Below are 24757 nucleotides of genomic sequence, written 5' to 3'. Positions count from 1 at the left end.
TGCCAGTCATTTCCATCATGCAAAGCAGCAGCGAACTCTTTCCCGTCGCGCTCGTCAGCGCCGAAATCCGCGGAGACCTCGTCGAGGATATCTACCGCCTCAAGCCCAACAACAGCCCGGACGCCAGCGTCGAGCTGGCCCTGACCCGCCTCGGCCTGATCGGGCAGGAAGCGCGCGGCGTCCCGGTCATCCTGCTGCACGGCAGTTTCTCCAACCGGCGCTTCTGGTACTCGCCCAAGGGCATCGGCCTCGGGCCGTACCTGGCACGCGCCGGCTTCGACGTGTGGATCGCCGAGATGCGCGGCCACGGGCTGTCGCCGCGCAACCAGGACTACTCGCGCAATCGCGTGGCCGACTACGCGCGCTACGACTTGCCAGCCATTGGCCGCTTCGTCGCCGAGCAGGCGGGGCAGCGTCCTCACTGGATCGGGCATTCCCTCGGTGGCATCACCCTGGCTGCGGCCTGTGGCGGTGGCTACCTGGGCGAGGACGAGGCGGCCAGCGTTGCCTTGTTCGGCAGCCAGGTCAGTCGCGACTACTGGCCACTGAAGTTGCCGCCAGTGGCCTGGAGCGGGCGCTTCCTGCTCAGGCGCATGGGTGTCATCTCGGGCTCGCGCCTGCGCCGCGGGCCGGAAGACGAGCCCATCGGCCTGGCCCTCGAAGCCCTGCGCTGGCACGGCCTGTTCGGTCGCTTCGGCGAGCGCGACAACGATTGGTGGGCCGGGCTTTCCGAGGTGCAGGTGCCGGTGCTGGCGGTAAGCGCCGAAGGTGATCACCAGGACCCGCCGTGGCTCTGCCGCAAGCTGTTCGATCAGTTCGGTTCCGAAGTCCGCGAGTACCTCTGCCTGGGGCGCAAGCAAGGCTTCTCGGAAAACTTCGGCCACGTCGAAATGCTGGTCAGCAAGGGGGCGCAACGCGAGGTCTGGCCACTGGTGCTCCATTGGCTCGAACATCAGGCGCTACCGAAGTCCGACGCTGCCGCCGTGCCGGTGTAGAGCCTTCTCAAAGCCGCAATCCAGGGCCCTGGGGCGTAGGCGGATGACGCGGCAGTCGCTAGACTCTGACGCCGGAGCGAACTTCAGTCATTCCGGGTGCCCGGCGCCTGGAATGCGTTCGCCGATTCGGCTGGCGATGTCGCCGCGCATTCCGCTCATTCTCCAAGGAGTCTCTCCATGCATTACGTCACCCCTGATCTGTGCGACGCCTACCCGGAACTGGTGCAGGTCGTAGAGCCGATGTTCAGCAACTTCGGCGGTCGCGACTCCTTCGGTGGCGAGATCGTCACCATCAAGTGCTTCGAGGACAACTCGCTGGTCAAGGAGCAGGTCGACAAGGACGGCAAGGGCAAGGTGCTGGTGGTCGATGGCGGCGGGTCCCTGCGTCGTGCGCTGCTTGGCGACATGCTTGCGGAGAAGGCGGCGAAAAACGGCTGGGAAGGCATCGTGGTCTACGGCTGCATCCGTGACGTCGATGTGATCGCGCAGACCGACCTGGGCGTACAGGCCCTGGCCAGCCACCCGATGAAGACCGACAAGCGCGGCATCGGCGACCTCAACGTGGCCGTGACTTTCGGCGGCATCACCTTCCGCCCGGGCGAGTTCGTCTATGCCGACAACAACGGCATCATCGTTTCCCCGCAAGCGCTGAAAATGCCCGAGTAAGGTGAACCCCGGGCCGGCCCTCCGGTCCAACCGGGTCCCTGGGGATGTCCCCGCAGTGTCGGGCGCGCGCGTTGGCGCCGTCCGACGCCGGAGTACTTGGAAGCCTGCATGCAGTCATACGAAAGCGGTACCGAACGCGGCTTGATCTACGGCTTCGTCCTGGACGGGCGTGGGAGTGGCCGGCAGATCACTCGAAGCGAACTGCCGCTGCTGGATCTCAAGCCCGAGGAAAGCCTCTGGCTGCATTGGGATCGCGGTGTGCCGGAGGCGCAATCCTGGCTACGTGAGACCAGCGGGCTCAACGAGTTTACCTGTGATCTGCTTCTGGAAGAGGCGACTCGGCCGCGCCTGGTCGATCTCGGCGCCGAGCGCATGCTGGTGTTCCTGCGCGGGGTCAATCTGAACCCCGGGGCGATGCCCGAAGACATGGTATCGCTACGGGTGTTCGCCGAAGCCGGGCGAGTGATCTCGATGCGCCTGCGGCCTCTTAAGGCGGTTGCTGACCTGCGCGAGGACCTGGCTGCCGGCAAGGGGCCGAAGAATGCGTCCGAAGTGGTGTTGTACCTGGCGCATTACCTCACCGATCGTGTCGACACCCTGATCGGCAATCTGGCCGACCAGCTCGACGACATGGAAGAGGCGATCGAGGAGGACGAGACCAATATCCCCGACCAAGCTGTGCTGCGTGCCCTGCGTCGCCGCTCCGCCGGATTGCGCCGTTACCTGGCGCCACAGAGTGACATCTATTCGCAACTGACCCGAACCAAGCTGTCCTGGACGGTGCCGGACGATGTCGACTACTGGAACGAGCTGTACAACCGCCTTACCCGAAACATCGAGGAACTGGAGCTGGTGCGCGAGCGCATCTCGCTGATCCAGGAGGCCGAGCACCGGCGCATCACCGAGAGAATGAACAAGACCATGTACATTCTTGGTATCATCACCGGCTTTTTCCTGCCCATGAGCTTCGTGACCGGACTCCTGGGCGTCAACGTGGGTGGTATCCCGGGCGCCAGCGCTCCCTACGGCTTTGCCGTGGCCTGCGTGGCCATCGTGCTGATCGCCGGGTTCCAATGGTGGGTCTTCCGCCGCCTGCGCTGGCTCTGATGTGACTTGTGGTGGTGTGGCTGCGTCAAGGCACCACACAGAGGCGAGGTGTGTCATGCACGACCCATTCGAGGAATCCCTGCGCGACCTGCTGCGCATGCCGGCGGAACAGCCGGACGACGATCTGCGCCTGGGTCGCGTGCTGAAGACTGCCAACCGCCAGGTGGGCGCCGGCGACCTGTTCAGCCTCATGGGCCACTGGCTGCAGGCCCTGAGCATCGGCGTCAGCCGTGGCGCCGCACACGTCGCACCGGTTTCCCGCCGTCCCCGTCATTCCGCTCCTTCTGCTGACAAGGCTGATTGAAGATGCAATTCGATATCTGGACGCAAAGCCTGCTGACGGCCATGAACACCCTCTGGGGCAAGCTCGCCGGGTTCATTCCGAACCTGCTCGGCGCCCTGGTCGTGGTGCTGCTCGGCTTCATCGTCGCCAAGCTGCTGGACGCGCTGCTGTCCAAACTGCTGGCCAAGCTCGGCCTGGATCGCCTCATGGCCGGCACCGGCCTGACCAAGCTGCTGTCGCGCGCCGGCGTCCAGGTGCCGGTCTCGACCCTGGTGGGCAAGATCGTCTACTGGTTCGTGCTGCTGGTGTTCCTGGTTTCCGCTGCCGAATCCCTGGGCCTGCAGCGGGTCTCGGCGACCCTCGACATGCTCGCGCTGTACCTTCCCAAGGTGTTCGGCGCGGCTCTGGTACTGATCGTCGGCGTGCTCCTGGCGCAACTGGTGAATGGCCTGGTGCGCGGCGCCGCGGATGGCGTCGGCCTGGAATACTCCAACGGCCTGGGTCGTCTGGCCCAGTGGCTGGTCATCATCATCAGCATCTCGGTGGCCATCGGCCAGCTCGAGGTGAAGACCGATCTGCTCAACTACATCATCGCCATCGTGCTGATCACCGTCGGCCTGGCCGCCGCGCTGGCGCTGGGTCTCGGTAGCCGGGACATTGCCGGGCAGATCATCGCCGGCATCTACGTACGTGAGCTGTATCAGGTCGGACAGCAGGTGAAAGTCGAGGATGTCGAAGGCATCATCGAAGAAATCGGGACCATCAAGACTATTCTGATGACCGAGGAGGGCGAGCTGGTGTCCATTGCCAACCGCGTGCTCCTCGATAGTCGCGTGACCAGTCGCTGAACTGACCCTGATCCGCGCCGACGCCGCTTCCGCGAAGCCGCGTCGGCTACCGACTTGACCTGGCCCGATCCGACTTGAACAAGCCGCAACCACTGTCCCAGCGCTATGACCCGCGCCAGCTCACCGACGAGGAGCTGGTGGAGCGTGCTCATGACGAGCTGTTCCACGTGACCCGTGCGTACGAGGAGTTGATGCGCCGCTACCAGCGCACGCTGTTCAACGTCTGTGCCCGATATCTGGGCAATGACCGGGATGCGGATGATGTCTGTCAAGAAGTGATGTTGAAGGTCTTGTATGGTTTGAAGAACTTCGAGGGTAAGTCCAAGTTCAAAACTTGGCTTTACAGCATCACATACAACGAATGTATTACTCAGTACCGCAAAGAGCGGCGAAAGCGTCGTCTGCTCGATGCGCTGAGTCTCGATCCGATCGAGGAAGCCTCCGAGGAGAAGGCCCCCAAAGTTGAAGAGAAGGGGGGGCTCGACCGCTGGCTCGTGCATGTCAATCCCATTGATCGGGAAATCCTGGTGCTACGTTTTGTCGCAGAGCTGGAATTCCAGGAGATCGCCGACATCATGCACATGGGCTTGAGCGCGACGAAAATGCGCTACAAGCGTGCACTCGACCGCCTTCGGGAAAAGTTTTCGGGCGTATCCGAAACATAGTTGGGTAAATGTTGTCTCTCTAATTCGCGAGTTCTGATAAACTTGCGAGCAAGTTGCTTGTCCTGATTTTTGTCGATGGCTTGCAGCTTACTGACCACCAAGATGGGGATTTAACGGATGAAACTGAAGAACACTCTGGGCGTCGTTATCGGCTCCTTGATCGCCGCCTCCGCGGCCAACGCTCTCGCTCAAGGCCAGAACTCGGTCGAGGTAGAGGCGTTCGGCAAGCGTTACTTCACCGACAGCACCCGTGACATGAAGAACGGCGACCTGTACGGCGGTTCGGTTGGCTACTTCCTGACCGACGACGTCGAGCTGGCGCTGTCCTACGGCGAGTACCACGACATTCGTGGCACCTACGAGACCGGTAACAAGAAGGTACATGGCAACCTGTCCTCCCTGGACGCCATCTACCACTTCGGCACCCCGGGTGTCGGCCTGCGTCCGTACGTGTCCGCTGGTATCGGTCACCAGAGCCTGACCAACATCCACGACGCCAACGGCAGCCGTCAGAACCTGACCATGGCCAACATCGGCGCCGGCCTGAAGTACTACTTCACCGACAACTTCTACGCCAAAGCCAGCCTCGACGGCCAGTACGGCCTGGAGCAGCGTGACAACGGTCACCAGGGCGAGTGGATGGCTGGCGTTGGCGTCGGCATGAACTTCGGCGGCGGCTCCAAGCCGGCCCCGGCTCCTGAGCCGGTTGCTGAAGTCTGCTCCGATGCGGACCACGACGGCGTCTGCGACAACGTCGACAAGTGCCCGAACACCCCGGCCAACGTTACCGTTGACGCCAACGGCTGCCCGGCTGTTGCCGAAGTCGTACGTGTTCAGCTGGACGTGAAGTTCGACTTCGACAAAGCCAAGGTCAAAGAGAACAGCTACGCCGACATCAAGAACCTGGCTGACTTCATGAAGCAGTACCCGTCCACCTCCACCACCGTTGAAGGCCACACCGACTCCGTCGGCACCGACGCCTACAACCAGAAACTGTCCGAGAAGCGTGCTAACGCCGTTCGCGACGTTCTGGTCAACACCTACGGTGTGGAAGGCGGCCGCGTGAACGCAGTTGGCTACGGCGAGAGCCGTCCGGTTGCTGATAACAACACTGCCGAAGGCCGTGCTGTTAACCGCCGCGTAGAAGCCCAAGTAGAAGCCCAAGCCAAACAGCAGTAATTGGCCTGAGCTTTGAGAAAAACCCGGCCTCGGCTGGGTTTTTCTTTGCCTGCAGAAAAACTCTCAGGCGCTGCGGGCCAGCTCCAGCGCGGTGCTTGCCGCGACTTCGCCGATCACCAGGATGGCCGGGCTGCGCAGGCCGAAGGCCAGGGCGTCGGCCTGCATTCGCGCCAGGCTGCTGCGGCACTCGCGTTGTTGGGGCAGCGAGGCGTTCTCGATCAGCGCGACCGGCATCCCGGCACGCATTCCGCCTGCAAGCAACCCGTCGCGGACTTCGCCCAAGCGCGCCACGCCCATGTAGACCACCAGCGTCGTGCCGCTTTGCGCCAGTGCCGACCAGTTGGGCTCGCTGTCGTCCTGGGTGTGCGCTGTCACGAGGGTCACGCCACGGCTGATGCCGCGAAGCGTGAGCGGAATGCCGCAGTTCGTGGCCGCTGCCAGCCCCGAGGTGATGCCATTGACCAGTTCGCAGCAGATACCTCTGGCCTCCAGCCAGGCTGCTTCCTCGCCGCCACGGCCGAAGATGCACGGATCGCCTCCCTTCAGGCGCACCACACGTCGCCCTTGGCGCGCATAGCGCAGCATCAGGCGCTGGATGAAGTCCTGCGGCGTGGAACGGCAGCCGCCACGCTTGCCGACCCGCATCACGCGCGCAGCCGGGCAATGTTCCAGCACCTGCGGGTTGACCAGGTCGTCGATCAGTACGACTTCCGCCTGCGCCAATGCCTTGGCCGCTTTCAGGGTCAGCAGCTCCGGATCACCCGGACCGGCGCCGACCAACCAGACTTTTCCGCTCATGGCTTCTCTCCTCAGGCGTGTACGGCGAGGCTGCCGGCCGCGCTGGCCAGCAGTCGCTTGATCTCGGGAACACAGGAACCACATTGGGTGCCGCAGCCCAGTTCGCGCTTGAGACCGTCAAGGTCCAGGCCCTGGGCGATACCCGCGCAAACGCGGCTGTGGCTGACATTCATGCAGTTGCACAGGGTCTTGTCGGCAGCGGCGGCGGGTTGCGCGCCGGGCGGTGCGAGCAGCTTACGACGCAAGTCGGTGTCGGCTTCGCCGGATTGCCAGAGCGCCTTGAGCCAATCGCTGGCGATGCCGCTGCCCGCCAGACGCAGGCCGCTGATGCGCCCGCCGTCCAGGCGCACGCGCTTGCCCTGCACGCGCCGGGGATCGTCGTAGGCCAGCACCATTCCCTCGCTCAGATCGAGCAACGCGTCCACCTGCTGCAACCAGTTCGAGTCCGGATTGCCGCTGTGCGCGGCGCGAATCTGCAGGGCAGGGCGCTCGTGACCGACCAGGCTGACGCCGGCGTAGTCGAGGCTGTCGAACAGCGGGCGCAGTGCCTCGAACCGTTGCTGAACATCGCCTTCGACCAGCGCATAGAACTGCCAGGGCAGGTCCACCGCGACGACTTCCACGGCGGTGTGCTTGAGTTCGGGTTGCCGCGACAGCGGGTCGAAGGCCGGCAAGGTCAGGGCGTTCACGCCCAGCCCCTTGAGGAAGCGTTCGCCCCAGTGCATCGGCAGGAAGGCCTGGCCGGGCAGCAGCCCGTCATCGGCCTGTACCGGCAGCACCAGGCTGCCGCGGCGGCTGCTCAGGCGCACCAGTTGGCCGTCCACCAGGCGCCGTCGGCGCAGTTCGGCGGGATGCAGGCTGAGGCGGGCTTCCTCGACATGGCCGAAGGCGCTGGCGGCGGTGCCGGTGCGCGTCATGCCGTGCCACTGGTCGCGCAGGCGGCCAGTGTTGAGGATCAGCGGGTAGCGCGCTTCGCGGCGTTCGCGCGGGGCGCGGTAGGCCTCGGCGATGAAGCGCGCACGGCCGTTGGCGGTGGCGAAGTTGCCGTCGCCATAAAGACGCTTCAGCCCGTGCTCGAAGCCGGCGGGGAGCGGCCACTGCTGCGGTCCGCGCGTATCCAGCAGGGCGTAGCTGATGCCGCCCATGTCGAGGTCGCGGCCTTCGGTCAGCGGGCGGTATTCGTTGAACAGTGCCTCAGGGCTTGCGAAATCGAACAGGCTTGGCTGACCGGGGCGCAGTTGGCACTCCAGGCGCCGGGCGAAATCGCAGGCGATGGCCCAGTCCGCGCGTGCCTCGCCCGGTGCCGGCACGGCGCGGCGCACATGGCTGACGCGGCGCTCGGAATTGGTCACCGTGCCTTCCTTCTCGCCCCAGCTGGCGGCCGGCAGCAGCAGGTCGGCGTAGCGGCAGGTCTCGCTGGTGGCGAAGGCTTCCTGCACGACCACGAAGGGGCAGGCTTCGAGCGCCTCGCGGACCTTGTGCTGATCTGGCAGCGATTGCGCGGGATTGGTGCAGGCTATCCACAGTGCCTTGATGCGTCCGTCACGCACAGCCTCGAACAGTTCGATGGCGGTCAGCCCGGGCGCATCTGGTAGCGAATCGACTCCCCAGTGGCTTGCGACTTCGGCACGATGCGCGGCATCGCCGGCATCGCGATGGCCGGGCAGCAGGTTGGCCAGGCTGCCGGTCTCGCGGCCGCCCATGGCGTTGGGTTGGCCGGTGAGGGAGAAGGGCCCGGCGCCCGGCCGGCCAATTTGCCCGGTGGCCAGGTGCAGGTTGATCAGCGCGCTGTTCTTGGCGCTGCCGGCAGTGGATTGGTTCAGGCCCATGCACCACAGCGACAGGAAAGAGGGCGCGCGGCCGATCCATTCCGCGCAGCGCTGCAGGTCTTCCACGGCGATGCCGCAGATTTCCGCCACCGCCAGCGGGCCGTAGTCGCGCACCAGGGCCTTGAGGTCGTCGAAGCCCTGGGTGTGCGCCTCGATGTAGGCGCGGTCGACCCGGCCTTCCCAGAGCAGCAGGTGGAGGATGCCGTGGAACAGCGCGACGTCGGTGCCCGGCTGGATCGCCAGGTGCAGGTCGGCCAGCTCGCAGGTGTCGGTGCGCCGCGGGTCGATGACGATCACCTTCATCTCCGGGCGCGCCGCCTTGGCGGCCTCCAGACGACGGAACAGCACCGGATGGGCGTAGGCCATGTTGCTGCCGGCGATCAGTACGCAGTCGCTCTGTTCCAGGTCCTCGTAGCAGCAGGGCGGGGCGTCGGCACCGAGGCTGCGCTTGTAGCCGACCACAGCCGAGGACATGCAAAGCCGCGAGTTGCTGTCGATGTTGTTGCTGCCGACCAGGGCGCGGGCGAGCTTGTTGAAGGCGTAGTAGTCCTCGGTCAGCAGTTGCCCGGAGACGTAGAAGGCCACGCTGTCCGGGCCGTGCTCGCGGATCGTTTCGGCGAAGACGCCGGCGGCGTGCTCCAGCGCGTGGCTCCAGTCGACCCGGCTGCGGCCCAGGCTTTTGCCCAGGCGCAGTTCGGGGTAGAGCGCCCGGGCCGAGCGGTCTCCGGTGAGGTGCAGGCTCGAGCCCTTGCTGCACAGCCGGCCGAGGTTGGCCGGGTGCTGCGGGTCGCCCTGCACGCCGAGGATGCGCTCGCCGTCGTGCTCGATCAGCACGCCGCAACCGACGCCGCAGTAGCAGCAGGTGCTGGCGGTGACTTGGCGTTGGCTCATGGCGTTCTCCCGTTTGGCGGTGGATGTCAGGCGCAGGCGGCCAGGTCTTTCAGGGCCAGCAGCACGCGGCCGTTCTCGACCTTCGCCGGATGCCGGTGGGCACAGCCGACGTCGGGTGCCACGGCGTTGCCGCTATCCAGTTCGATCTGCCAGTTGTGCAGCGGGCAGGCCACGCGCTTGCCGAAGATCAGTCCCTGGGACAACGGCCCGCCCTTGTGCGGGCAGCGGTCGTCGAGGGCGAAGATTTCGTCGTCGGCGGTGCGGAACAGGGCGATGTCGCCGCGGGGGCCTGCGATCACTCGCGAGCCCAGCGGGTTGATGTCTTCCAGGGCGCAGATGTCTTGCCAGTTCATGCGGTTCTCCTCAGGCCGGTTCCAGTTGGGTGAGCGCAATACGTTCGAATTCCTTCTTCAGCTGCGGCTGTTCGATGCGCTGCTGCCAAGGGTCCTGTTCCAGCGAGAGGGCGAACTGCAGGCGGGCGTTGAGTGCCTGGCGGTTCTCCGCATCTTCCAGCACGGCCTTCTTGATGTGCTCCATGCCGACGCGTTGCAGGTAGTGGACGGTGCGTTCGAGGTAGAAGGCTTCCTCGCGGTAGAGCTGGAGGAAGGCGCCGCTGTATTCGCGGACCTCATCGGAGGTCTTGAGCTTGACGAAGAACTCCGCGACCTCGGTCTTGATGCCACCATTGCCGCCGATGTAGAGCTCCCAGCCGGAGTCGACGCCGATGATGCCGATGTCCTTGATGCCGGCTTCGGCGCAGTTGCGCGGGCAGCCGGAGACGGCGAGCTTGACCTTGTGCGGCGACCACATGTTGAACAGGTCGTGCTCCAGGTCGATGCCCAGCTGCGTCGAGTTCTGCGTGCCGAAGCGGCAGAACTCGCTGCCCACGCAGGTCTTCACGGTGCGGATGGACTTGCCGTAGGCGTGCCCGGAGGGCATGTCGAGGTCCTTCCAGATCGCCGGCAGGTCTTCCTTCTTCACGCCCAGCAGGTCGATGCGCTGGCCGCCGGTGACTTTCACCATCGGCACGTTGTACTTGTCGGCCACATCGGCGATGCGCCGCAGTTCGGACGGATTGGTAACGCCGCCCCACATGCGCGGGACGACCGAATAGGTGCCGTCCTTCTGGATGTTGGCGTGGGCACGCTCATTGATCAGGCGCGACTGCGGATCGTCCTTCGCCTCGCCCGGCCAGGTGGAGATCAGGTAGTAGTTCAGCGCCGGACGGCAGGTGGCGCAGCCGTTGGGTGTGCGCCAGTCCATGAAGCCCATGGCCTCGGCCATCGAGGTCAGGTGGTGGTCGCGGATGGCCTTGCGGATCTGCCCGTGGTTGAGGTCGCTGCAGCCGCAGATGGCCTTCTCGCTCTTGGGCTTGACGTCTGCTGCGCCGCCCACGGTGCTGATCAGGATCTGCTCCACCAGGCCTGCGCAGGAGCCGCAGCTGCTGGCCGCCTTGGTGTGCTTCTTCACCTCGTCGACGCTGAACAGGCCGTTCTCCTGGATGGCCTTGACGATGGTGCCCTTGCACACGCCGTTGCAGCCGCACACTTCGGCGCTATCGGGCATGCTCGCGGCGCTGCTCTGGCCCTGGTGGCCGACGTCGCCCAGGCTGCTTTCGCCGAACATCAGGTGGTCGCGGATCTGCGCGACGTTGTGGTTCTCGCGAATCTGCCGGAAGTACCAGCCGCCGTCGGCGGTGTCGCCGTAGAGGCAGGCGCCGACGAGCACGTCGTCCTTGATCACCAGCTTCTTGTAGACCCCGCCGATGGGGTCGGAGAGGGTGATGGTCTCGGTGCCTTCGCTGCCCATGAAGTCGCCGGCGGAGAACAGGTCGATGCCGGTGACCTTGAGCTTGGTCGAGACCACCGAGCCCTTGTAGCTGGCGAAGCCGAACTGGGCGAGGTGGTTGGCGCAGACCTTGGCCTGCTCGAACAGCGGCGCTACCAGGCCGTAGGCGATGCCGCGGTGGCTGGCGCATTCGCCGATGGCGTAGATGCGCGGGTCGAAGGTCTGCAGGGTGTCGTTGACCAGGATGCCGCGATTGCAGGGGATCCCGGAGCTTTCGGCGAGCTCGGTGTTGGGGCGGATACCGGCTGCCATCACCACCAGGTCGGCGGCGACCACGTCGCCATCCTTGAACTGCACGGCGCAGACGCGGCCGTCGCCGTTGTCCATCAGCTCGTCGGTGACGGTGTTCAGGCGGAAGTGGATGCCACGGGCTTCCAGCGCGGACTGCAGGAGCTTGCCGGCGGTGCGGTCGAGCTGGCGCTCCAGCAGCCAGTCGGAGAGGTGCACGACGGTGACGTCCATGCCGCGCTGCTTGAGGCCGTTGGCCGCTTCCAGGCCGAGCAGGCCGCCGCCGATCACCACCGCGTGGCTATGGCTCTTCGCGGTTTCGATCATCTGCTGGGTGTCGGCGATGTCGCGGTAGCCGATCACGCCCTGCAGGCGATTGCCCGGCACCGGCAGGATGAAGGGGTTGGAACCGGTGGCGATCACCAGGCGATCGTACTCGGCCTCGGTGCCGTCGGCGGCGAAGACCTTGCGCTTGTGGCGGTCGATCTTCACCACCTTGCGGTCGAGCAACAGGCGGATGCCGTTCTCGCTGTACCAGTTCAGGTCGTTGAGGACGATGTCCTCGAAGGTCTGTTCGCCGGCCAGCACCGGGGAGAGCAGGATGCGGTTGTAGTTGGGGTGGGGCTCGGCGCCGAACACGGTGATGTCGTAGAGGTCCGGGGCGATCTTCAGCAATTCTTCCAGGGTGCGGATACCGGCCATGCCGTTGCCGATCAGGACGAGCTTGAGCTTCTTCATGCGAGGGGCTCCAGGAATCGCGGAAAACAAAAAAGGCGTCCCGCCGGTTGCCCGGCGAGGACGCCTTTGTCCAAGTCCCGATCGATCGGGAAGTGCGCTCCTCGTCGTTGAGGCGCGCGCTTTTGTAAATTGTTGATGGGGTTATTGCAGGTGCCGTGCCAGTCTTGCCGAGTGCCGATTTTTCGGGGCTTTGCGGGCGCTATCGGCGGCTTTGCCGATATTTCTGCACTGTGATGAAGCGTGCGGGACTCGAACTGGTGCGCTTTCAGCCGCGCAGCAGGGCGACGATCAGCAACAGGTTGAGGACTAGCGAAAGCAGTGCGATGGCGCGCCAGGTACGCAGTGGGGCGCGCTCCAGCAAAGGGCGGGGGCGTGCAGTCTGCCCGGCCTGGCGTTCGCCTTGCTCCAGGGCGAGCAGGGCCTCCTCGGCGGTCTCGAAGCGCTGTGCCGGGTCACTGGCAACCGCGCGCAGCAGCCAGGCGTCGAGCCAGACCGGCAGGTCCGGGCGGTAGCGGCTGGCTGGCGTCGGATTACCGAAGCGGGGGCGCTGGAAGGCTTCCACTTCTCCATAGGGATAGTGTTCGCAGAGCAGCTGGTAGAGCGACACGCCGGTGGCGTAGAGGTCCTGGCGTACGTCCGGTGTGGCGCCCTCGAAGGCTTCCGGCGCGAGGTACGACGGCGTGCCCGGCAATTGGTGCGCCTCGTCGAGGGAGAGTCCCGGGCAATACGCGAGGCCGAAATCCAGCAGGCGCAGTTCGCCGTCTTCGCCCAGGTGAAGGTTCTCCGGCTTGATGTCGCGGTGCAGGATGTTGCGCCGATGCAACTGGCCCAGCGCGCGCAGCAGCCGCGGCGCCAACTCCAGCCATTCGGCCAGCCCGAGTGCACCCGCACGCAGGCGCTCGGCGAGCGTCTGGCCGGGGTACTCGCGCATCACGTAGTACAGGTGCTGGCGTTGCGGCAGGCCGTGCAGCTCGGGGAAGTGGCGCCCCTGCACGCGGCGCAGGAACCACTCTTCCAGCAGCAGCGCCTGGTTGGCTTGCGGATCGTCGTGCAGGTACTCGGGCAGCGTCTTGAGCAGCCACGGACGCTGTTGGCTGTCGTGCACGCGGTAGATCAGCGATTGCCGCGACTGGCTCAGTCGCCCCTGCACCTGCCAGCCCTCGAATGCCTGGCCATCGCGCAGTTCCGGCGGCAGCGGCCAGGCGTCCAGTTGTGCTAGGGTGTCGCCGAGGCCGCTCGGCGGCAAGGTGTCGATGCGCACCAGCAGGGCGCTGGCGTTGTCCTGGCTGCCGGCAAGGTGTGCGGCCCTGACCAGCGCCTCGGCCGCTTCGGTTGGCTCGTCGGCATCATTCAGGATGCGGCGTATACCGTCATCGCCCAGGGTCGCCCAGACGCCGTCGCTGACCAGCAGGAGGCGATCACCCGCCTCAAGCTCGCCATCGCGGTAATCGACCACCAGGTGTTGATCGAGACCAAGGGCGCGCTTGAGCACGTGTTGCATGCCCGGTTGCTCCCAGACATGGTCCTCGGTCAGGCATTCGAGCGAATCTGCGCGCCAGCGGTACAGGCGGCAGTCGCCGACATGCGCCAGGGTGAAGCGACGGCCGCGCAGCACCAGTGCGGTCAGCGTGGTCAGCAGCGGCTGGCCGCCGCCGTTGGCCTGCAGCCAGCGGTTCTGCGACAGCAGCAGGCGATCCAGGGCCTGGGCGACGGCCCAGGTTTCCGGGGTGGCGTAGTAGTCGCTGGCCAGCGCCTGCAGGGTCACGCGTGCCGCCAGTCCTCCATCCGCGCACTGGCTGACGCCGTCGGCCAGGGCCAGCAGATGGCCCTTGCTGGCGGCCAGGTCGGCGGGGGGCGTGACCACCCGCAGGGCGTCCTGGTTTTCCTTGCGCGGGCCGGTGGCGCTGGCCTGGCCGATGCTCAGTTGCAGGCTCATGAAGGCTCCTTTTGCCTTGTCATGCCCATTGCTGTCTGCTGGGTCCCCGCGTTCGCGGGGATGACATGGGAGGTCGTTATTCCCGCGAATGCGGGAACCCAGAAAACAATGTTGCTATACCCGCGCAGCGGTCACGGCTGCGCTGCCCCAGGTGGTGCGCCAACGCTGCTTGACGCCGTAGAGGCCGAACCAGGCCAGCACGCCGAGGGCGGCGAACAGCCAGAGGCCGAGCTGGTAGTCGCCGCTGGCCTGCTTGATCGCGCCCAGGCCGGCGGTCAGGCAGAAACCGCCGATCCCGCCGGCCATGCCGATCAGCCCGGTCATCACACCGATGCTGTGGCGGAAGCGCTGCGGGACCAGTTGGAATACAGCGCCGTTGCCTGCCCCGAGGCTGAGCATGGCGAAGACGAACAGGCTCAGTGCGGCTACCGCGCTGGGCAGGTGAAAGCCCACGGCGGCGATGCAGATCGAGGCGACCGTGTACATGCCCAGCAGGCTGCGGATGCCGCCGATGCGGTCGGCCAGCGCGCCGCCGAGCGGGCGCATCAGGCTGCCGGCGAACACGCAGGCGGCGGTGTAGTAGCCGGCCTTCACCGGATCGAGTCCGTACTGGTCATGGAAGTACCCGGGCAGCGTCGAGGCCAGGCCGAGGAAGCCGCCGAAGGTCACGCTGTAGAAGAACATGAACCACCAGCTGTCGCGGTCGCCGAGGGCCTTGAGGTAGTCGCCGAGGGCTTTCGGGGCCGGGCGCTCGGGGGCGTTGCGGGCGAGCAGGGCAAAGACCATGAAGGCCGCCAGAAGTGGTAGCAGGGCGAAACCGAAGACGTTCTGCCAGCCGAAGGCAACGGCCAGTGCGGGGGCGAACAAGGCGGCGAACACGGTGCCGGAGTTGCCCGCGCCGGCAATGCCCATGGCCTTGCCCTGGTGCTGCGGCGGATACCACTGCGAGGCCAGCGGCAGGGCGACTGCGAAGGAGGCACCAGCCATGCCGAGCAGCACGCCGAGCAGCAACGCTTGTTGCAGGCTGTGGATGCCCAGCATCCAGGCGCCGGCCAGGGAGGCGATGACGATCACCTGGCCGAAAAGCCCGGCGCTCTTGGGCGACCAGCGATCGGCGAGCAGGCCCATCAGGAAGCGCAGCACGGCGCCGGAGAGGATGGGCGTTGCGACCATCAGTGCCCGCTGCTGGGTAGTGAGCTGCAGGTCGGTGGCGATCTGCACGGCCAGCGGGCCGAGCAGGTACCAGACCATGAAGCTCAGGTCGAAATAGAGGAAGGCGGCGAACAGGGTCGGCGCATGGCCGGCTTTCCAGAAACTCGTGTTCATTGAACACCTCGTCAACGCGGGTAGGGGGCCCCGGCCGTGACCGGGATACGTCCAACCGCCCCAGCGCCGGGGCGAACGAAAAAGGCGCCGCGCCACCTTCCGCCGGAGGGGAGGTGGACGCGACGCCTTTGTCGTGTTTGGGGTAACCGCCGTTGATTACCACCGCAGTGGTTACAGCAAAGGCCGGGCCAAGGGCGAAAAACTCAACTCACACAGTGACTTGCGTTCTGGTTGGGAAAGACGGGCGGATCACTATGGGGCGTGTGGGCGTTTCTGCTGCTCCGCCTTGGGGCGTTCAGAGTTGTGGCGGCGGCGCCGGGAAGATCACCGCCGGGCCCTTGGGCGTGGTGCCAGGCGGGAGGTAGGTGGGTGCAGCCGTTCCGGCCGGGCCGAGACCGCGGACGAAGCGGTAGATCCCGCGCAGGTCGTCCTCGTGCATGGCGCGCAGCACGTGGGAGGGCATGGGCGGCCGGAAGTTTGCGTTGCGGGCGAGTTGCAGCCACTGCTCTTCACTGAACTGCTGCATGTACAGGCGCAGGTTACTCGGGTAGGTGGTGCCCCAGGGGCCGCTCCAGCCGAGCTGGTCGCCGGTCAGCCAGGTGCTTTCCGGGACCTTCTCCGGAGCCATGACATAACCGGCGGTATGGCAGTCGTTGCAGCCGGCTATCTGCACCAGATAGCGGCCGCGTTGCACGGGATCGGATTCCGCCGCCGAGGAGGGCTGGGCGAGGATGGCGGTGAGCAGGCACAGACTACTGGACAGCGCGCCCACCCGAAGGAAGGACGGCATGGGAGTTTCTCCTTTGCAGAAGCCGCGATTCACGGCTTCTGATATATAGCCCGGTCTGCGGTTGTCAGCCTACCCAGTTGACGTCGGGGAAGGTGGCGCGGAAGGCCTCGGGAATCGGCATCACCTTGCCGGCGTCATAGTCGAAGAAGACGAATCCGGACTTGGCCATGGCCACCAGGGTGCCGTCGGCCGGGCGCGTGATGCGGAAGATGATGTCGCCGCCGTACTTGTTGAAGTCCATCACCCCGACCTCGAACAGCAGGTGGTCGCGGGCGTGCGCCTCGGCGCGGTAGGTGGTGGCCAGGTCGGTGACTATGATGCCGGTCTCGCGGATGCCGTAGTCGAACAGGAAGCGCGCGCGGGCCTCGGAAATCATCGAGATCATCGAGTCGTTGCCCAGGTGGTTGGCGCCGTTGATGTCGGTGACGCGCACGGTCAGCTGGGTCTGGTAGCAGAAGCAGTCGTCGGGAAACTCGAGGGTGAGGCGGGCCATGGCAACCTTGATCGCGTCGGTGAAGTCGAAGCGGCGATTCTACGGTTTAGGGCCCGCGTGCGGGGACTCCTTTCAGCGGTGCGCGAGGTTCAGGTGGTAGAACACCACGCGCGCGCCTTCGGTGCTCGATCCGTAGTTGTCGGCGATGTAGGCGCCGGCCTTGAAGTAGAGCAGCTGCTTCGACCAGGTGGTGCTGAGCGTCTTGCCGTAGTACTTCTCGCGGCCATCGGAGCTCTGCACCCGGATGCCCAGGTTGCCCGATGAGGTGACGCGCAGACTGTAGGTCAGCGCCTGGCCCAGGGTCACGCCATCGAGGATGGGCACGTTGACCGAGGTGTCGTCCGTTGGATGGTTGCGTATCAGCGCCTCGATGCGCCCGCTGCCCTGGCTGGGGATGTAGTGGTATTGCAGCTTGAGCAAGGGTTCGCCGTCGCCGCTGTAGGGTGACTTGCTGTGGATCTGGCCGATCACCACCTTGTTCTGCGAGGGCTCCTGCTCGACCGAGAGGGTGGCGCGCAGTTCGTTGTCGGCGGATCGGTAAAACCAGTTGTAGATCGAACCGTCTGGGAGTGTTTCCCGCAGCTCGGTGCGCGGGTAGACGCTGTCGGAGGTATGCGAGCCGGTAACCGGGACCCAGAAGCTCACCTGGCTGCTGGTGCGGGTGAAGTAGATGCTCTTGTAGCCGGCGGCTATTTGCTGGGTGGTGATTTCGGTCGGCTTGGGATCGGTGGGAACGCTGAGATTCCAGGTGCTGAGATCGAGCATGGGCGCCTCGTTCGGGGCCGGCGTGCCGGCTCTGACGGATGGGCGCCCGGGTACCTGGCCAGGTGCGCCCACTGCGGGCTTCCGCTAGGCGGCGGAAGCGTGTCGCCCCGTGGCGACACGAGGCGGGGGCGAGCATAGTCGCGGGTGTCTGGAACGGGGGCCAGCAGCGGCGCTGGCGAACTGATCGCCCGGTGCCGCCGCTGGCGATTGGCCGCGTCAGTGGCCGAGCATCTCGTGCATGGCGATGATCTGCTCGGCGACCTGCACCAGTTTCTGCTGGCGGCTCATGGCCTGGCGGCGCATCAGGGTGTAGGCCTCTTCCTCGGGGCAGCCTTTCATTTTCATCAGCAGCCCCTTGGCCAGTTCGATGCGCTTGCGCTCGGCCAACTGCTGGTCGCGTGCCTGCAATTGCGCGCGCAGGGCCTGGTCGCTCTCGAAGCGGGCCATGGCGACATCGAGGATGGGCTGCAGGCGTGCGGCGTGGATGCCCTCGACGATGTAGGCGCTGACGCCGGAGCGGATCGCCTGGCGCATCACCTGAGGGTCGTGTTCGTCGGTGAAGAGCACGATCGGGCGCGGCTGGTCGCGGCTGACCAGCACGACCTGCTCGAGCACGTCGCGTCCCGGCGACTCGCTGTCGATGAGGATCACGTCCGGGTGCAGCGCTTCGACGCGCCGGGGCAGGTCGATGGCCAGGCCGTCGTCGTCGAGCACCTCGAAACCGGCCTCGACGAGCGCGGTGCGCAGGCGCCCGAGCTTGCTCGTGGTGTCGTCGATCAGAAGGATTCTCAGCATTTCCGGCATCCTCCTCAGGCGTTGTCCATGGCGTGCAGTGCGAAACCGCGGGCATAGCCGGCGGGGTCGGTGCCGTCCCAGGTGCGACCGTCGAGCAGTGTCGAGCTGCGCATTTCATTGGCAGCCACGGGGATGCCGAGCGCTTGCGCCGCCTCGCGGTACAGCGCCTGCTGCTGCACCTGACGGGCTACGCCGAGGTAGTCCGGGTCGTCGCGCAGCAGGCCCCAGCGGCGGAACTGGGTCATGAACCAGAGACCGTCGGAGAGCCAGGGCTGGTTGGCCGCGCCGTCGCCATGGAAACGCAGGGCATGGGCGTCTTTCCAGGCATGGCCGAGGCCGTCCTGGTAGTAGCCGAGCAGGCGCGGCTCAATGCTTGCCAGCGGTGCATCGACATAGTCGGCGCCGCTGATTAGGCGCGCGGTGCTGCGACGGTTCTCTTCGCTGGCCTCGATGAAGCGGCTGGCATCGAGCAGGCTCATGACCAACGCGCGGGCGGCGTTGGGGCATTCCTCGACGAACGCGCGGGTGGCGGCGAGGACCTTCTCCGGGTGGTCCGGCCAGATCGCCTGGCTGGTGGCCACGGTGAAACCCATGCCTTCGTCGATGGCATGGGCGCCCCAGGGGCCGCCGGCGCAGAAGCCGTCGATGCGCCCGGCGCGCAGGTGCTCGACCATCTGTGCCGGTGGCACGACCAGGGTGGCGACGTCGCGCAGCGGATGAATGCCCAGGCTGGCCAGCCAGTAGTAGAGCCACAGGGCATGGGTGCCGGTGGGGAAGGTGTGGGCGAGCGTCAGGCGTGCGCCTTGCTGCAGCACCAGTTGGCGAAGTGCGTCGGCGCTGGTCACGCCATCGCGCTGCAGGGCGGCGGACAGGTTGATCGCCTGGCCGTTCTGGCAAAGTCCCATGAGTACCGCCATATCCGCCGTGGTGCCGCCGCCGATACCCAGCTGCACGCCATAGACCAGGCCGTACAGGCAGTGCGCGGCATCCAACTCGCCGTTCAGCAGGCGATCGCGCAGCACGGCCCAGGAGCTCTGGCGGTGCAGGTTGAGGGTCAGGCCATAGGGTTGGGCGAAGCCCTGGGTTGCCGCGACTATCAGCGAGGCGGCGTCGCTCAGGGCCATGAAACCGAGGTTCAGGGCGCTCTTTTCTGGTGCGTCGGATCCCGCCACCCACGCCAGTTGGTGCAGGGAAGTAGTGCTGTCGGTCATGCTCACCTCAAGGCAAAAAGGCGCCGCTTCGCGCACGACGGTGCGGGCGAAGGGACGCCGATGTCATGAGCGATCCGCCGTTGGAGCGCCTCTATGGCGATGGCAGCAAGGGCTGTGCCAGTACTGTGCAGGCGCAAGAAAAAGCCCCGCGTGGCGGGGCTAAAGGGAAGGGAGCAACACACAAGACACAACTAGCACGGGCTCCGTCAGGAATATTGGCAGGGCCTGTGTCCAACGATAGCCAGTGGCCGGTGCCGCGCAATGTCCAATAGGTATTAGGCCGAAAGTCCGAAGGCGATTGCAGGGGGAACCTGCTCGCGAGTCGCGACCGCCGTGTCTAGTCCTGAAATAGGTTTACACCTCTCAGGCCATGCTCCAGACCTCAAAACGCCCGATGCACCGCATCGGGCGTTTTGTATTTCAGGGCCAGGTGAGGGCGCTCGCGGTTATAGATGTCGACGGCTTCACGCACCATGCGGCGCGCCTGCGCGAGGTCGGCGGGAGGATGCTCCAGCAACTCGTTCTTCAGGATGCCGTTGACGCGCTCAGCCAGCGCATTCTGGTAACAGTCGTAGCCGTCGGTCATCGAGCAGATTGCTCCGTGCTGCGCGTGCAGGCGTTGGTAAAGCCCCGAGCAGTACTGAATTCCTCGGTCGGAGTGATGCACCAGGGGTTCCTGCGTCGTGCGGCGCCGCAGGGCCTGGCTGTAGGCATGGGCCACCGACTCGGCGTGCAGGCTGTCGTGGACGTGATGGCCGACGATCTTGCGCGAATAGGCGTCGGTGACCAGGCTCAGGTACAGCGGGCCGCTCTGGCTGGGCAGATAGGTGATGTCGGCAACCCAGACGCGCTCCGGCGCATCGGGCAAGACCTGTTGCGGCCCTGGCTTGAGCAGATTGGGATGGCGATGGAACCGGTGAAAACTGTGGGTGGTCTTGTGGTACGCCCGCTTGGGTCGAACCAGCAGGCGGTGCTCGGCCAGCACCCGGAACAGGCGATCGCGCCCAACTCGCAACGCGGCTTCCGCTTGCTGCTGCAACAGATAATGCAGCTTGCGTGCTCCCAGGCGCGGCTGACGCATCCGCACCTGCCGCACGAACTGGGCGATCTGTCGATCCTGCTGGCTGCGCTGATCCGCCGCCCGGTTGCGCTGGTAGTACGCCTGGCGGCTGATGCCCATGAACTGGCAAGCCCTGCTAACACTCAGCGCTTGGACTTGCCTTTGCGTGAGGACTTGCCGGGACGCTTTTTTACGATCGAAACGCCGTAGTCATTCTCCAGCACATTCACCACGGCCTCGAAGAACTGCGCCTTCTGGCTCATCACCTCAAGCTGCTGCTCGAGTTCCTTGATGCGTTGTTCCGGGGTCAACGGCAATTTCGGGGTATTCATATCCGGGCTCCGAGCCTTTCGAAGGGAGGCGCCCTGGTTCCAGTCCTGCCGGCCATGCTTGCGTAACCACACCAGCACCGTCGAGCGGCCCTGGATGCCATAGCGGGCCTGAGCCTCCTTGTAGCTCATTTCCCCTTTTTCGACCTGGTCGACCACCGCCAGTTTAAAAGCCAGCGTGTAATCACGCTGGCTGCGACGAACACCTTCTGCCATCGGGGCTCTCCTGAAATAAGGGCGAAGGTGTAAACCTTATTCAGGACGGGACACCGGAAAAGAAAAAGCCCCGCGCGTGGGCGGGGCTTTCTCTGTGCCGAAGGCTTAGGCCTGAACGACCGGGATCTTCGCGTTGGCCGCGGCTTCGCGGAACTCGGCGATCTGGTCGAAGCTCAGGTAGCGGTAGATGTCGGCAGACATGCTGTCGATATCTTTCGCGTAGGCCATGTACTCCTCGACGGTCGGCAGCTTGCCGATGATCGAAGCGACGGCGGCCAGCTCAGCCGATGCGAGGAACACATCGGTCGAGTCACCCAGGCGGTTCGGGAAGTTACGGGTCGAGGTCGAAACGACGGTGGAACCAGTCTGGACGCGAGCCTGGTTACCCATGCACAGCGAGCAGCCCGGCATTTCCATGCGCGCGCCAGCCTTGCCGTAGATGCCGTAGTAGCCTTCCTCGGTCAGCTGGTGGGCGTCCATCTTGGTCGGCGGAGCCAGCCACAGACGGGTCGGAATGCCACCCTTGACCTTGTCCAGCAGCTTACCGGCAGCGCGGAAGTGACCGATGTTGGTCATGCACGAACCGATGAACACCTCGTCGATCTTGCGACCTTCGACGCTGGACAGCAGGCGGGCGTCGTCCGGATCGTTCGGCGCGCACAGTACCGGCTCTTTCACGTCGGCCAGGTCGATCTCGATGACCGCGGCGTACTCGGCGTCCTTGTCGGCTTCCAGCAGTTGCGGGTTGGCCAGCCAGGCTTCCATCGCTTGCGCGCGGCGCTCCAGGGTGCGGGCGTCACCGTAGCCTTCGCCGATCATCCAGCGCAGCAGGGTGATGTTCGACTTCAGGTACTCGGCGATGGCCTCTTCCGGCAGCTTGATGGTGCAACCGGCAGCCGAACGCTCGGCGGAGGCGTCGGACAGCTCGAAGGCTTGCTCGACGGTCAGGTCGTTCAGACCTTCGATCTCGAGGATGCGGCCGGAGAAGATGTTCTTCTTGCCTTTCTTCTCGACGGTCAGCAGGCCAGCCTGGATCGCGTAGTAGGGGATGGCGTGGACCAGGTCACGCAGGGTGATGCCCGGTTGCAGCTTGCCCTTGAAGCGAACCAGTACCGATTCGGGCATGTCCAGCGGCATGACGCCGGTGGCAGCGGCGAAGGCTACCAGGCCGGAACCGGCCGGGAAGCTGATGCCGATCGGGAAGCGGGTGTGCGAGTCGCCGCCGGTGCCGACGGTGTCGGGCAGCAGCATGCGGTTCAGCCAGCTGTGGATGATGCCGTCGCCCGGACGCAGGGACACGCCGCCGCGGGTCATGATGAAGTCCGGCAGGGTGTGGTGGGTCTTGACGTCGATCGGCTTCGGATAGGCCGCGGTGTGGCAGAAGGACTGCATCACCAGGTCAGCGGAGAAGCCCAGGCAAGCCAGGTCTTTCAGCTCGTCGCGGGTCATCGGGCCGGTAGTGTCCTGGGAACCGACGGTGGTCATCTTCGGTTCGCAGTAGGTGCCCGGACGCACGCCCTCGCCTTCCGGCAGGCCGCAGGCGCGACCGACCATCTTCTGCGCCAGGGTGTAGCCCTTGCCGCTGTCGGCCGGAGCTTCCGGCTTCTTGAACAGGTCGGACGGGGCCAGGCCCAGTTCGGCGCGCGCTTTCTCGGTCAGGCCACGGCCGACGATCAGCGGGATACGGCCGCCGGCGCGGACTTCGTCCAGCAGCACGGGGGTCTTCAGCTCGAAGGTGGTGACCACTTCGCCGCTGTCATGACGCACGACCTTGCCCTCGTACGGGTACACGTCGATGACGTCGCCCATGGCCAGGTTGGTGCAGTCGAACTCGATCGGCAGGGCGCCGGCGTCTTCCATGGTGTTGTAGAAGATCGGGGCGATCTTGGTGCCGAAGCAGAAGCCGCCAGCGCGCTTGTTCGGAACGTAGGGGATGTCGTCGCCGAAGAACCACAGCACCGAGTTGGTGGCGGACTTGCGGGACGAACCGGTGCCGACCACGTCACCGACGTAGGCGACCGGGAAGCCTTTGGCCTTGACCGCTTCGATCTGCTTCAGCGGGCCAACGGAGCCCGGCTGGACCGGCTCGATGCCATCGCGGGCCATCTTCAGCATGGCGAGGGCGTGCAGCGGGATGTCCGGGCGGGACCAGGCGTCCGGAGCCGGGGACAGGTCGTCGGTGTTGGTTTCGCCGGGCACCTTGAACACGGTCAGGGTGATTTTCTCGGCGACGGCCGGCTTGGCCTTGAACCACTCGCCTTCGGCCCAGGACTGCAGCACGGCCTTGGCCGCGGCGTTACCCTTCTTGGCGCGTTCGGAAACGTCGTGGAAGGCGTCGAACATCAGCAGGGTGTGCTTCAGCTGTTCGGCAGCGACTTCAGCCAGTTCGGCATTGTCCAGCAGCTCGACCAGGGTGGCGATGTTGTAGCCGCCCTGCATGGTGCCCAGCAGCTCGGTGGCGCGGGCCTTGCTGATCAGCGGGGAAGTGGCTTCGCCCTTGACGATGGCGGAGAGGAAACCGGCCTTGACGTATGCGGCCTCGTCAACACCCGGCGGGACGCGGTTGGTGATCAGGTCGAGGAGGAATTCTTCTTCGCCGGCCGGCGGGTTCTTCAGGAGTTCGACCAGACCTGCGGTCTGCTCGGCGTTCAGCGGCTGGGGCACGACGCCCTGGGCGGCACGCTCTTCTACGTGTTTGCGGTAGGCTTCAAGCACAGTATTTCCCTCATCAGTGGTCCCGGAGGACGCGTATCCAGGAGACCCCTCCGATCCATTCGTCAGGCATGGTGGACGGTAATCCACGGACCTACGACGGCATCGGCAGCCTCCGGGCAGAAGCTGTTTTCAAAGTTTTACGCCGGAGGGCCTGAGAGGAGAGGGGCTGAACGCTTGAGGGGAGCGACCAGCCCGCGCGGCTGCCGGAATCTGTGCTTCGTGACGCTTTGAAAACAGCTTCTAACGGACATTGCGCCTTGTGAAAGGCGGGCCGATTCTACTGGAATCCGCCAGCGAAAGTAAGCGGCAATCCGGCCGCAAGAAGGCCGATTTCGCCTAGACAAAAGGATGACGGCCACGTGCCTTTCGTCGGAATCAGTATTTGTCCGGCCGGTGTGCGAGGTCGGCGGAAAGGGCCATCAGCCGAGCCTTGCGAACGCTTCCTGACCCATCGGTCGCACCGCAGCGGTTTGCGATGCAGCGCACTCGACCCTAAGATGCCGCTTTGCCCGAATTGCTCCAGCCCCATGTCCATCCAGCGAATCAAGACTCCCTGCGTCGGCCTGTGTTCCACGGTCTACGGCGATCTCGTGTGCCGCGGTTGCAAGCGTTTCCACCACGAGGTCGTGAACTGGAACCTTTACGGCGACGACGAGAAGCGCGCGGTGTGGAAGCGCCTTGAGGTGCTGCTGGTGCAAGTGATGATGGCCAAGCTCGAAGTCTTCGAGCCGCTGCGTCTGCGCGGCCAGTTGGAGCAACGGCAGATCCGCTTCAACGCCGAGCAGTCGCCGTATTGCTGGGCCTACCAGTTGATCGCCCGGGGTTCGCGGCTGATCCAGAACCTCGAGGCCTATGGTGTGGCGTTGCTGCCGGAATTCCGCGACTGGCCGCTGCCGGATTTGCGCGATGCCATCGACCGGGAGTTCTTCCTGCTTTCCGAGGCCCATTACGAGCGCTACATAGCGCCGCGCTTCCTGCGCGAGGGGATGGACCTGCGCGTCTGAAAAAGCAACGGCCTGCGCGAGGGCAGGCCGTTTGACGGATCG

At 65.4% G+C, this 24757-nt stretch carries 21 protein-coding genes; 8 read left to right on the top strand and 13 right to left on the bottom strand.

Annotation, left to right across the window (positions count from 1 at the left end):
- Positions 1-17 precede the first annotated feature (17 nt).
- The 7 genes from ACA097_RS03180 to ACA097_RS03150 all read left to right on the top strand — a co-directional run bounded on the left by ACA097_RS03180 (position 18) and on the right by ACA097_RS03150 (position 5743).
- A complete protein-coding gene (locus ACA097_RS03180; protein WP_371368466.1) occupies positions 18-995 on the top strand; it encodes an alpha/beta fold hydrolase in 978 nt (325 codons plus the stop codon).
- A 177-nt stretch (positions 996-1172) separates the two neighbouring features.
- Positions 1173-1661: a ribonuclease E activity regulator RraA gene (gene rraA / locus ACA097_RS03175; protein ID WP_371368464.1), complete on the top strand. Its 489-nt coding sequence runs from the start codon at positions 1173-1175 to the stop codon at positions 1659-1661.
- A 108-nt stretch (positions 1662-1769) separates the two neighbouring features.
- Positions 1770-2768 carry a zinc transporter ZntB gene (locus tag ACA097_RS03170; protein ID WP_371368462.1) on the top strand — a complete coding sequence of 333 codons (999 nt, stop codon included), beginning with the start codon at positions 1770-1772 and terminating at the stop codon, positions 2766-2768.
- Positions 2769-2823: 55 nt separating this feature from the next.
- Positions 2824-3072 (top strand): hypothetical protein, encoded by a 249-nt coding sequence (locus tag ACA097_RS03165; RefSeq protein WP_043251176.1) that lies wholly within the window; start codon positions 2824-2826, stop codon positions 3070-3072.
- 2 nt (positions 3073-3074) lie between these two features.
- The gene (locus ACA097_RS03160) at positions 3075-3899 is read left to right on the top strand and encodes a mechanosensitive ion channel domain-containing protein (protein ID WP_043251179.1); all 825 of its coding nucleotides are present in this window, start codon (positions 3075-3077) and stop codon (positions 3897-3899) included.
- A gap of 74 nt (positions 3900-3973) precedes the next feature.
- Positions 3974-4564 carry an RNA polymerase sigma factor SigX gene (gene sigX, locus ACA097_RS03155; RefSeq protein WP_043251181.1) on the top strand — a complete coding sequence of 197 codons (591 nt, stop codon included), beginning with the start codon at positions 3974-3976 and terminating at the stop codon, positions 4562-4564.
- Positions 4565-4681: 117 nt separating this feature from the next.
- A complete protein-coding gene (locus ACA097_RS03150; protein ID WP_043251184.1) occupies positions 4682-5743 on the top strand; it encodes an OmpA family protein in 1062 nt (353 codons plus the stop codon).
- A 63-nt stretch (positions 5744-5806) separates the two neighbouring features.
- Here ACA097_RS03150 and cobA read toward each other — a convergent pair whose 3' ends face one another.
- From cobA to acnB, 13 genes are all read right to left on the bottom strand, one after another.
- Positions 5807-6541, bottom strand: coding sequence for a uroporphyrinogen-III C-methyltransferase (cobA, locus tag ACA097_RS03145; protein WP_160286497.1), 735 nt, complete (start codon positions 6539-6541; stop codon positions 5807-5809).
- An 11-nt stretch (positions 6542-6552) separates the two neighbouring features.
- Positions 6553-9261 (bottom strand): molybdopterin-dependent oxidoreductase, encoded by a 2709-nt coding sequence (locus ACA097_RS03140; RefSeq protein ID WP_371368459.1) that lies wholly within the window; start codon positions 9259-9261, stop codon positions 6553-6555.
- A 26-nt stretch (positions 9262-9287) separates the two neighbouring features.
- A complete protein-coding gene (gene nirD / locus ACA097_RS03135) occupies positions 9288-9614 on the bottom strand; it encodes a nitrite reductase small subunit NirD (RefSeq protein WP_371368457.1) in 327 nt (108 codons plus the stop codon).
- 10 nt (positions 9615-9624) lie between these two features.
- Entirely contained in the window at positions 9625-12075 is a 2451-nt protein-coding gene (gene nirB / locus ACA097_RS03130) for a nitrite reductase large subunit NirB (RefSeq protein ID WP_371368455.1), read from the bottom strand.
- A gap of 265 nt (positions 12076-12340) precedes the next feature.
- Complete coding sequence (locus ACA097_RS03125; RefSeq protein ID WP_371368453.1) at positions 12341-14011, bottom strand: protein kinase; 1671 nt, start codon at positions 14009-14011, stop codon at positions 12341-12343.
- A gap of 114 nt (positions 14012-14125) precedes the next feature.
- A complete protein-coding gene (locus ACA097_RS03120) occupies positions 14126-15337 on the bottom strand; it encodes a NarK/NasA family nitrate transporter (protein WP_043251197.1) in 1212 nt (403 codons plus the stop codon).
- A gap of 295 nt (positions 15338-15632) precedes the next feature.
- The gene (locus tag ACA097_RS03115) at positions 15633-16127 is read right to left on the bottom strand and encodes a cytochrome C (RefSeq protein WP_371368450.1); all 495 of its coding nucleotides are present in this window, start codon (positions 16125-16127) and stop codon (positions 15633-15635) included.
- Between the two features lie 64 nt (positions 16128-16191).
- On the bottom strand, positions 16192-16620 hold the full coding sequence (locus ACA097_RS03110) for a thioesterase family protein (protein ID WP_371368448.1): 429 nt from the start codon (positions 16618-16620) through the stop codon (positions 16192-16194).
- Between the two features lie 72 nt (positions 16621-16692).
- A complete protein-coding gene (locus ACA097_RS03105) occupies positions 16693-17385 on the bottom strand; it encodes a polysaccharide lyase family 7 protein (protein WP_371368445.1) in 693 nt (230 codons plus the stop codon).
- 216 nt (positions 17386-17601) lie between these two features.
- On the bottom strand, positions 17602-18180 hold the full coding sequence (locus tag ACA097_RS03100; protein ID WP_043251204.1) for an ANTAR domain-containing response regulator: 579 nt from the start codon (positions 18178-18180) through the stop codon (positions 17602-17604).
- A 14-nt stretch (positions 18181-18194) separates the two neighbouring features.
- Positions 18195-19391, bottom strand: coding sequence for a CmpA/NrtA family ABC transporter substrate-binding protein (locus tag ACA097_RS03095; RefSeq protein WP_371368443.1), 1197 nt, complete (start codon positions 19389-19391; stop codon positions 18195-18197).
- Between the two features lie 382 nt (positions 19392-19773).
- A protein-coding gene (locus ACA097_RS03090) for an IS3 family transposase (protein WP_160285487.1) occupies positions 19774-20996 on the bottom strand; the annotation gives its coding sequence in 2 pieces (ribosomal slippage) (positions 19774-20645 and positions 20645-20996; 1224 coding nt in all).
- Between the two features lie 105 nt (positions 20997-21101).
- Complete coding sequence (gene acnB / locus ACA097_RS03085) at positions 21102-23711, bottom strand: bifunctional aconitate hydratase 2/2-methylisocitrate dehydratase (RefSeq protein ID WP_371368441.1); 2610 nt, start codon at positions 23709-23711, stop codon at positions 21102-21104.
- Between the two features lie 527 nt (positions 23712-24238).
- Here acnB and ACA097_RS03080 point away from each other — a divergent pair.
- Positions 24239-24715, top strand: a complete 477-nt coding sequence (locus tag ACA097_RS03080) for a DUF1289 domain-containing protein (RefSeq protein ID WP_043251211.1) — start codon at positions 24239-24241, stop codon at positions 24713-24715.
- Positions 24716-24757: the final 42 nt, after the last annotated feature.

This window comes from Pseudomonas sp. QL9 (assembly GCF_041409665.1).
In the GTDB taxonomy this organism is placed as follows: Bacteria; Pseudomonadota; Gammaproteobacteria; order Pseudomonadales; family Pseudomonadaceae; genus Pseudomonas; species Pseudomonas knackmussii.
Note: the sequence above shows the minus strand (reverse complement) of the source record. Positions and strands in the feature narration are given on the sequence as shown.

What these genes read in the sequence shown, in the direction of transcription:
- ACA097_RS03180 (WP_371368466.1), top strand. Translation starts at nt 18, where the DNA reads ATGCAAAGCAGCAGCGAACTCTTTCCCGTCGCGCTCGTCAGCGCCGAA.
- rraA (WP_371368464.1), top strand. Translation starts at nt 1,173, where the DNA reads ATGCATTACGTCACCCCTGATCTGTGCGACGCCTACCCGGAACTGGTG.
- ACA097_RS03170 (WP_371368462.1), top strand. Translation starts at nt 1,770, where the DNA reads ATGCAGTCATACGAAAGCGGTACCGAACGCGGCTTGATCTACGGCTTC.
- ACA097_RS03165 (WP_043251176.1), top strand. Translation starts at nt 2,824, where the DNA reads ATGCACGACCCATTCGAGGAATCCCTGCGCGACCTGCTGCGCATGCCG.
- ACA097_RS03160 (WP_043251179.1), top strand. Translation starts at nt 3,075, where the DNA reads ATGCAATTCGATATCTGGACGCAAAGCCTGCTGACGGCCATGAACACC.
- ACA097_RS03150 (WP_043251184.1), top strand. Translation starts at nt 4,682, where the DNA reads ATGAAACTGAAGAACACTCTGGGCGTCGTTATCGGCTCCTTGATCGCC.
- cobA (WP_160286497.1), bottom strand. Translation starts at nt 6,541, where the DNA reads ATGAGCGGAAAAGTCTGGTTGGTCGGCGCCGGTCCGGGTGATCCGGAG.
- ACA097_RS03140 (WP_371368459.1), bottom strand. Translation starts at nt 9,261, where the DNA reads ATGAGCCAACGCCAAGTCACCGCCAGCACCTGCTGCTACTGCGGCGTC.
- nirD (WP_371368457.1), bottom strand. Translation starts at nt 9,614, where the DNA reads ATGAACTGGCAAGACATCTGCGCCCTGGAAGACATCAACCCGCTGGGC.
- nirB (WP_371368455.1), bottom strand. Translation starts at nt 12,075, where the DNA reads ATGAAGAAGCTCAAGCTCGTCCTGATCGGCAACGGCATGGCCGGTATC.
- ACA097_RS03125 (WP_371368453.1), bottom strand. Translation starts at nt 14,011, where the DNA reads ATGAGCCTGCAACTGAGCATCGGCCAGGCCAGCGCCACCGGCCCGCGC.
- ACA097_RS03120 (WP_043251197.1), bottom strand. Translation starts at nt 15,337, where the DNA reads ATGAACACGAGTTTCTGGAAAGCCGGCCATGCGCCGACCCTGTTCGCC.
- ACA097_RS03115 (WP_371368450.1), bottom strand. Translation starts at nt 16,127, where the DNA reads ATGCCGTCCTTCCTTCGGGTGGGCGCGCTGTCCAGTAGTCTGTGCCTG.
- ACA097_RS03110 (WP_371368448.1), bottom strand. Translation starts at nt 16,620, where the DNA reads ATGGCCCGCCTCACCCTCGAGTTTCCCGACGACTGCTTCTGCTACCAG.
- ACA097_RS03105 (WP_371368445.1), bottom strand. Translation starts at nt 17,385, where the DNA reads ATGCTCGATCTCAGCACCTGGAATCTCAGCGTTCCCACCGATCCCAAG.
- ACA097_RS03100 (WP_043251204.1), bottom strand. Translation starts at nt 18,180, where the DNA reads ATGCTGAGAATCCTTCTGATCGACGACACCACGAGCAAGCTCGGGCGC.
- ACA097_RS03095 (WP_371368443.1), bottom strand. Translation starts at nt 19,391, where the DNA reads ATGACCGACAGCACTACTTCCCTGCACCAACTGGCGTGGGTGGCGGGA.
- ACA097_RS03080 (WP_043251211.1), top strand. Translation starts at nt 24,239, where the DNA reads ATGTCCATCCAGCGAATCAAGACTCCCTGCGTCGGCCTGTGTTCCACG.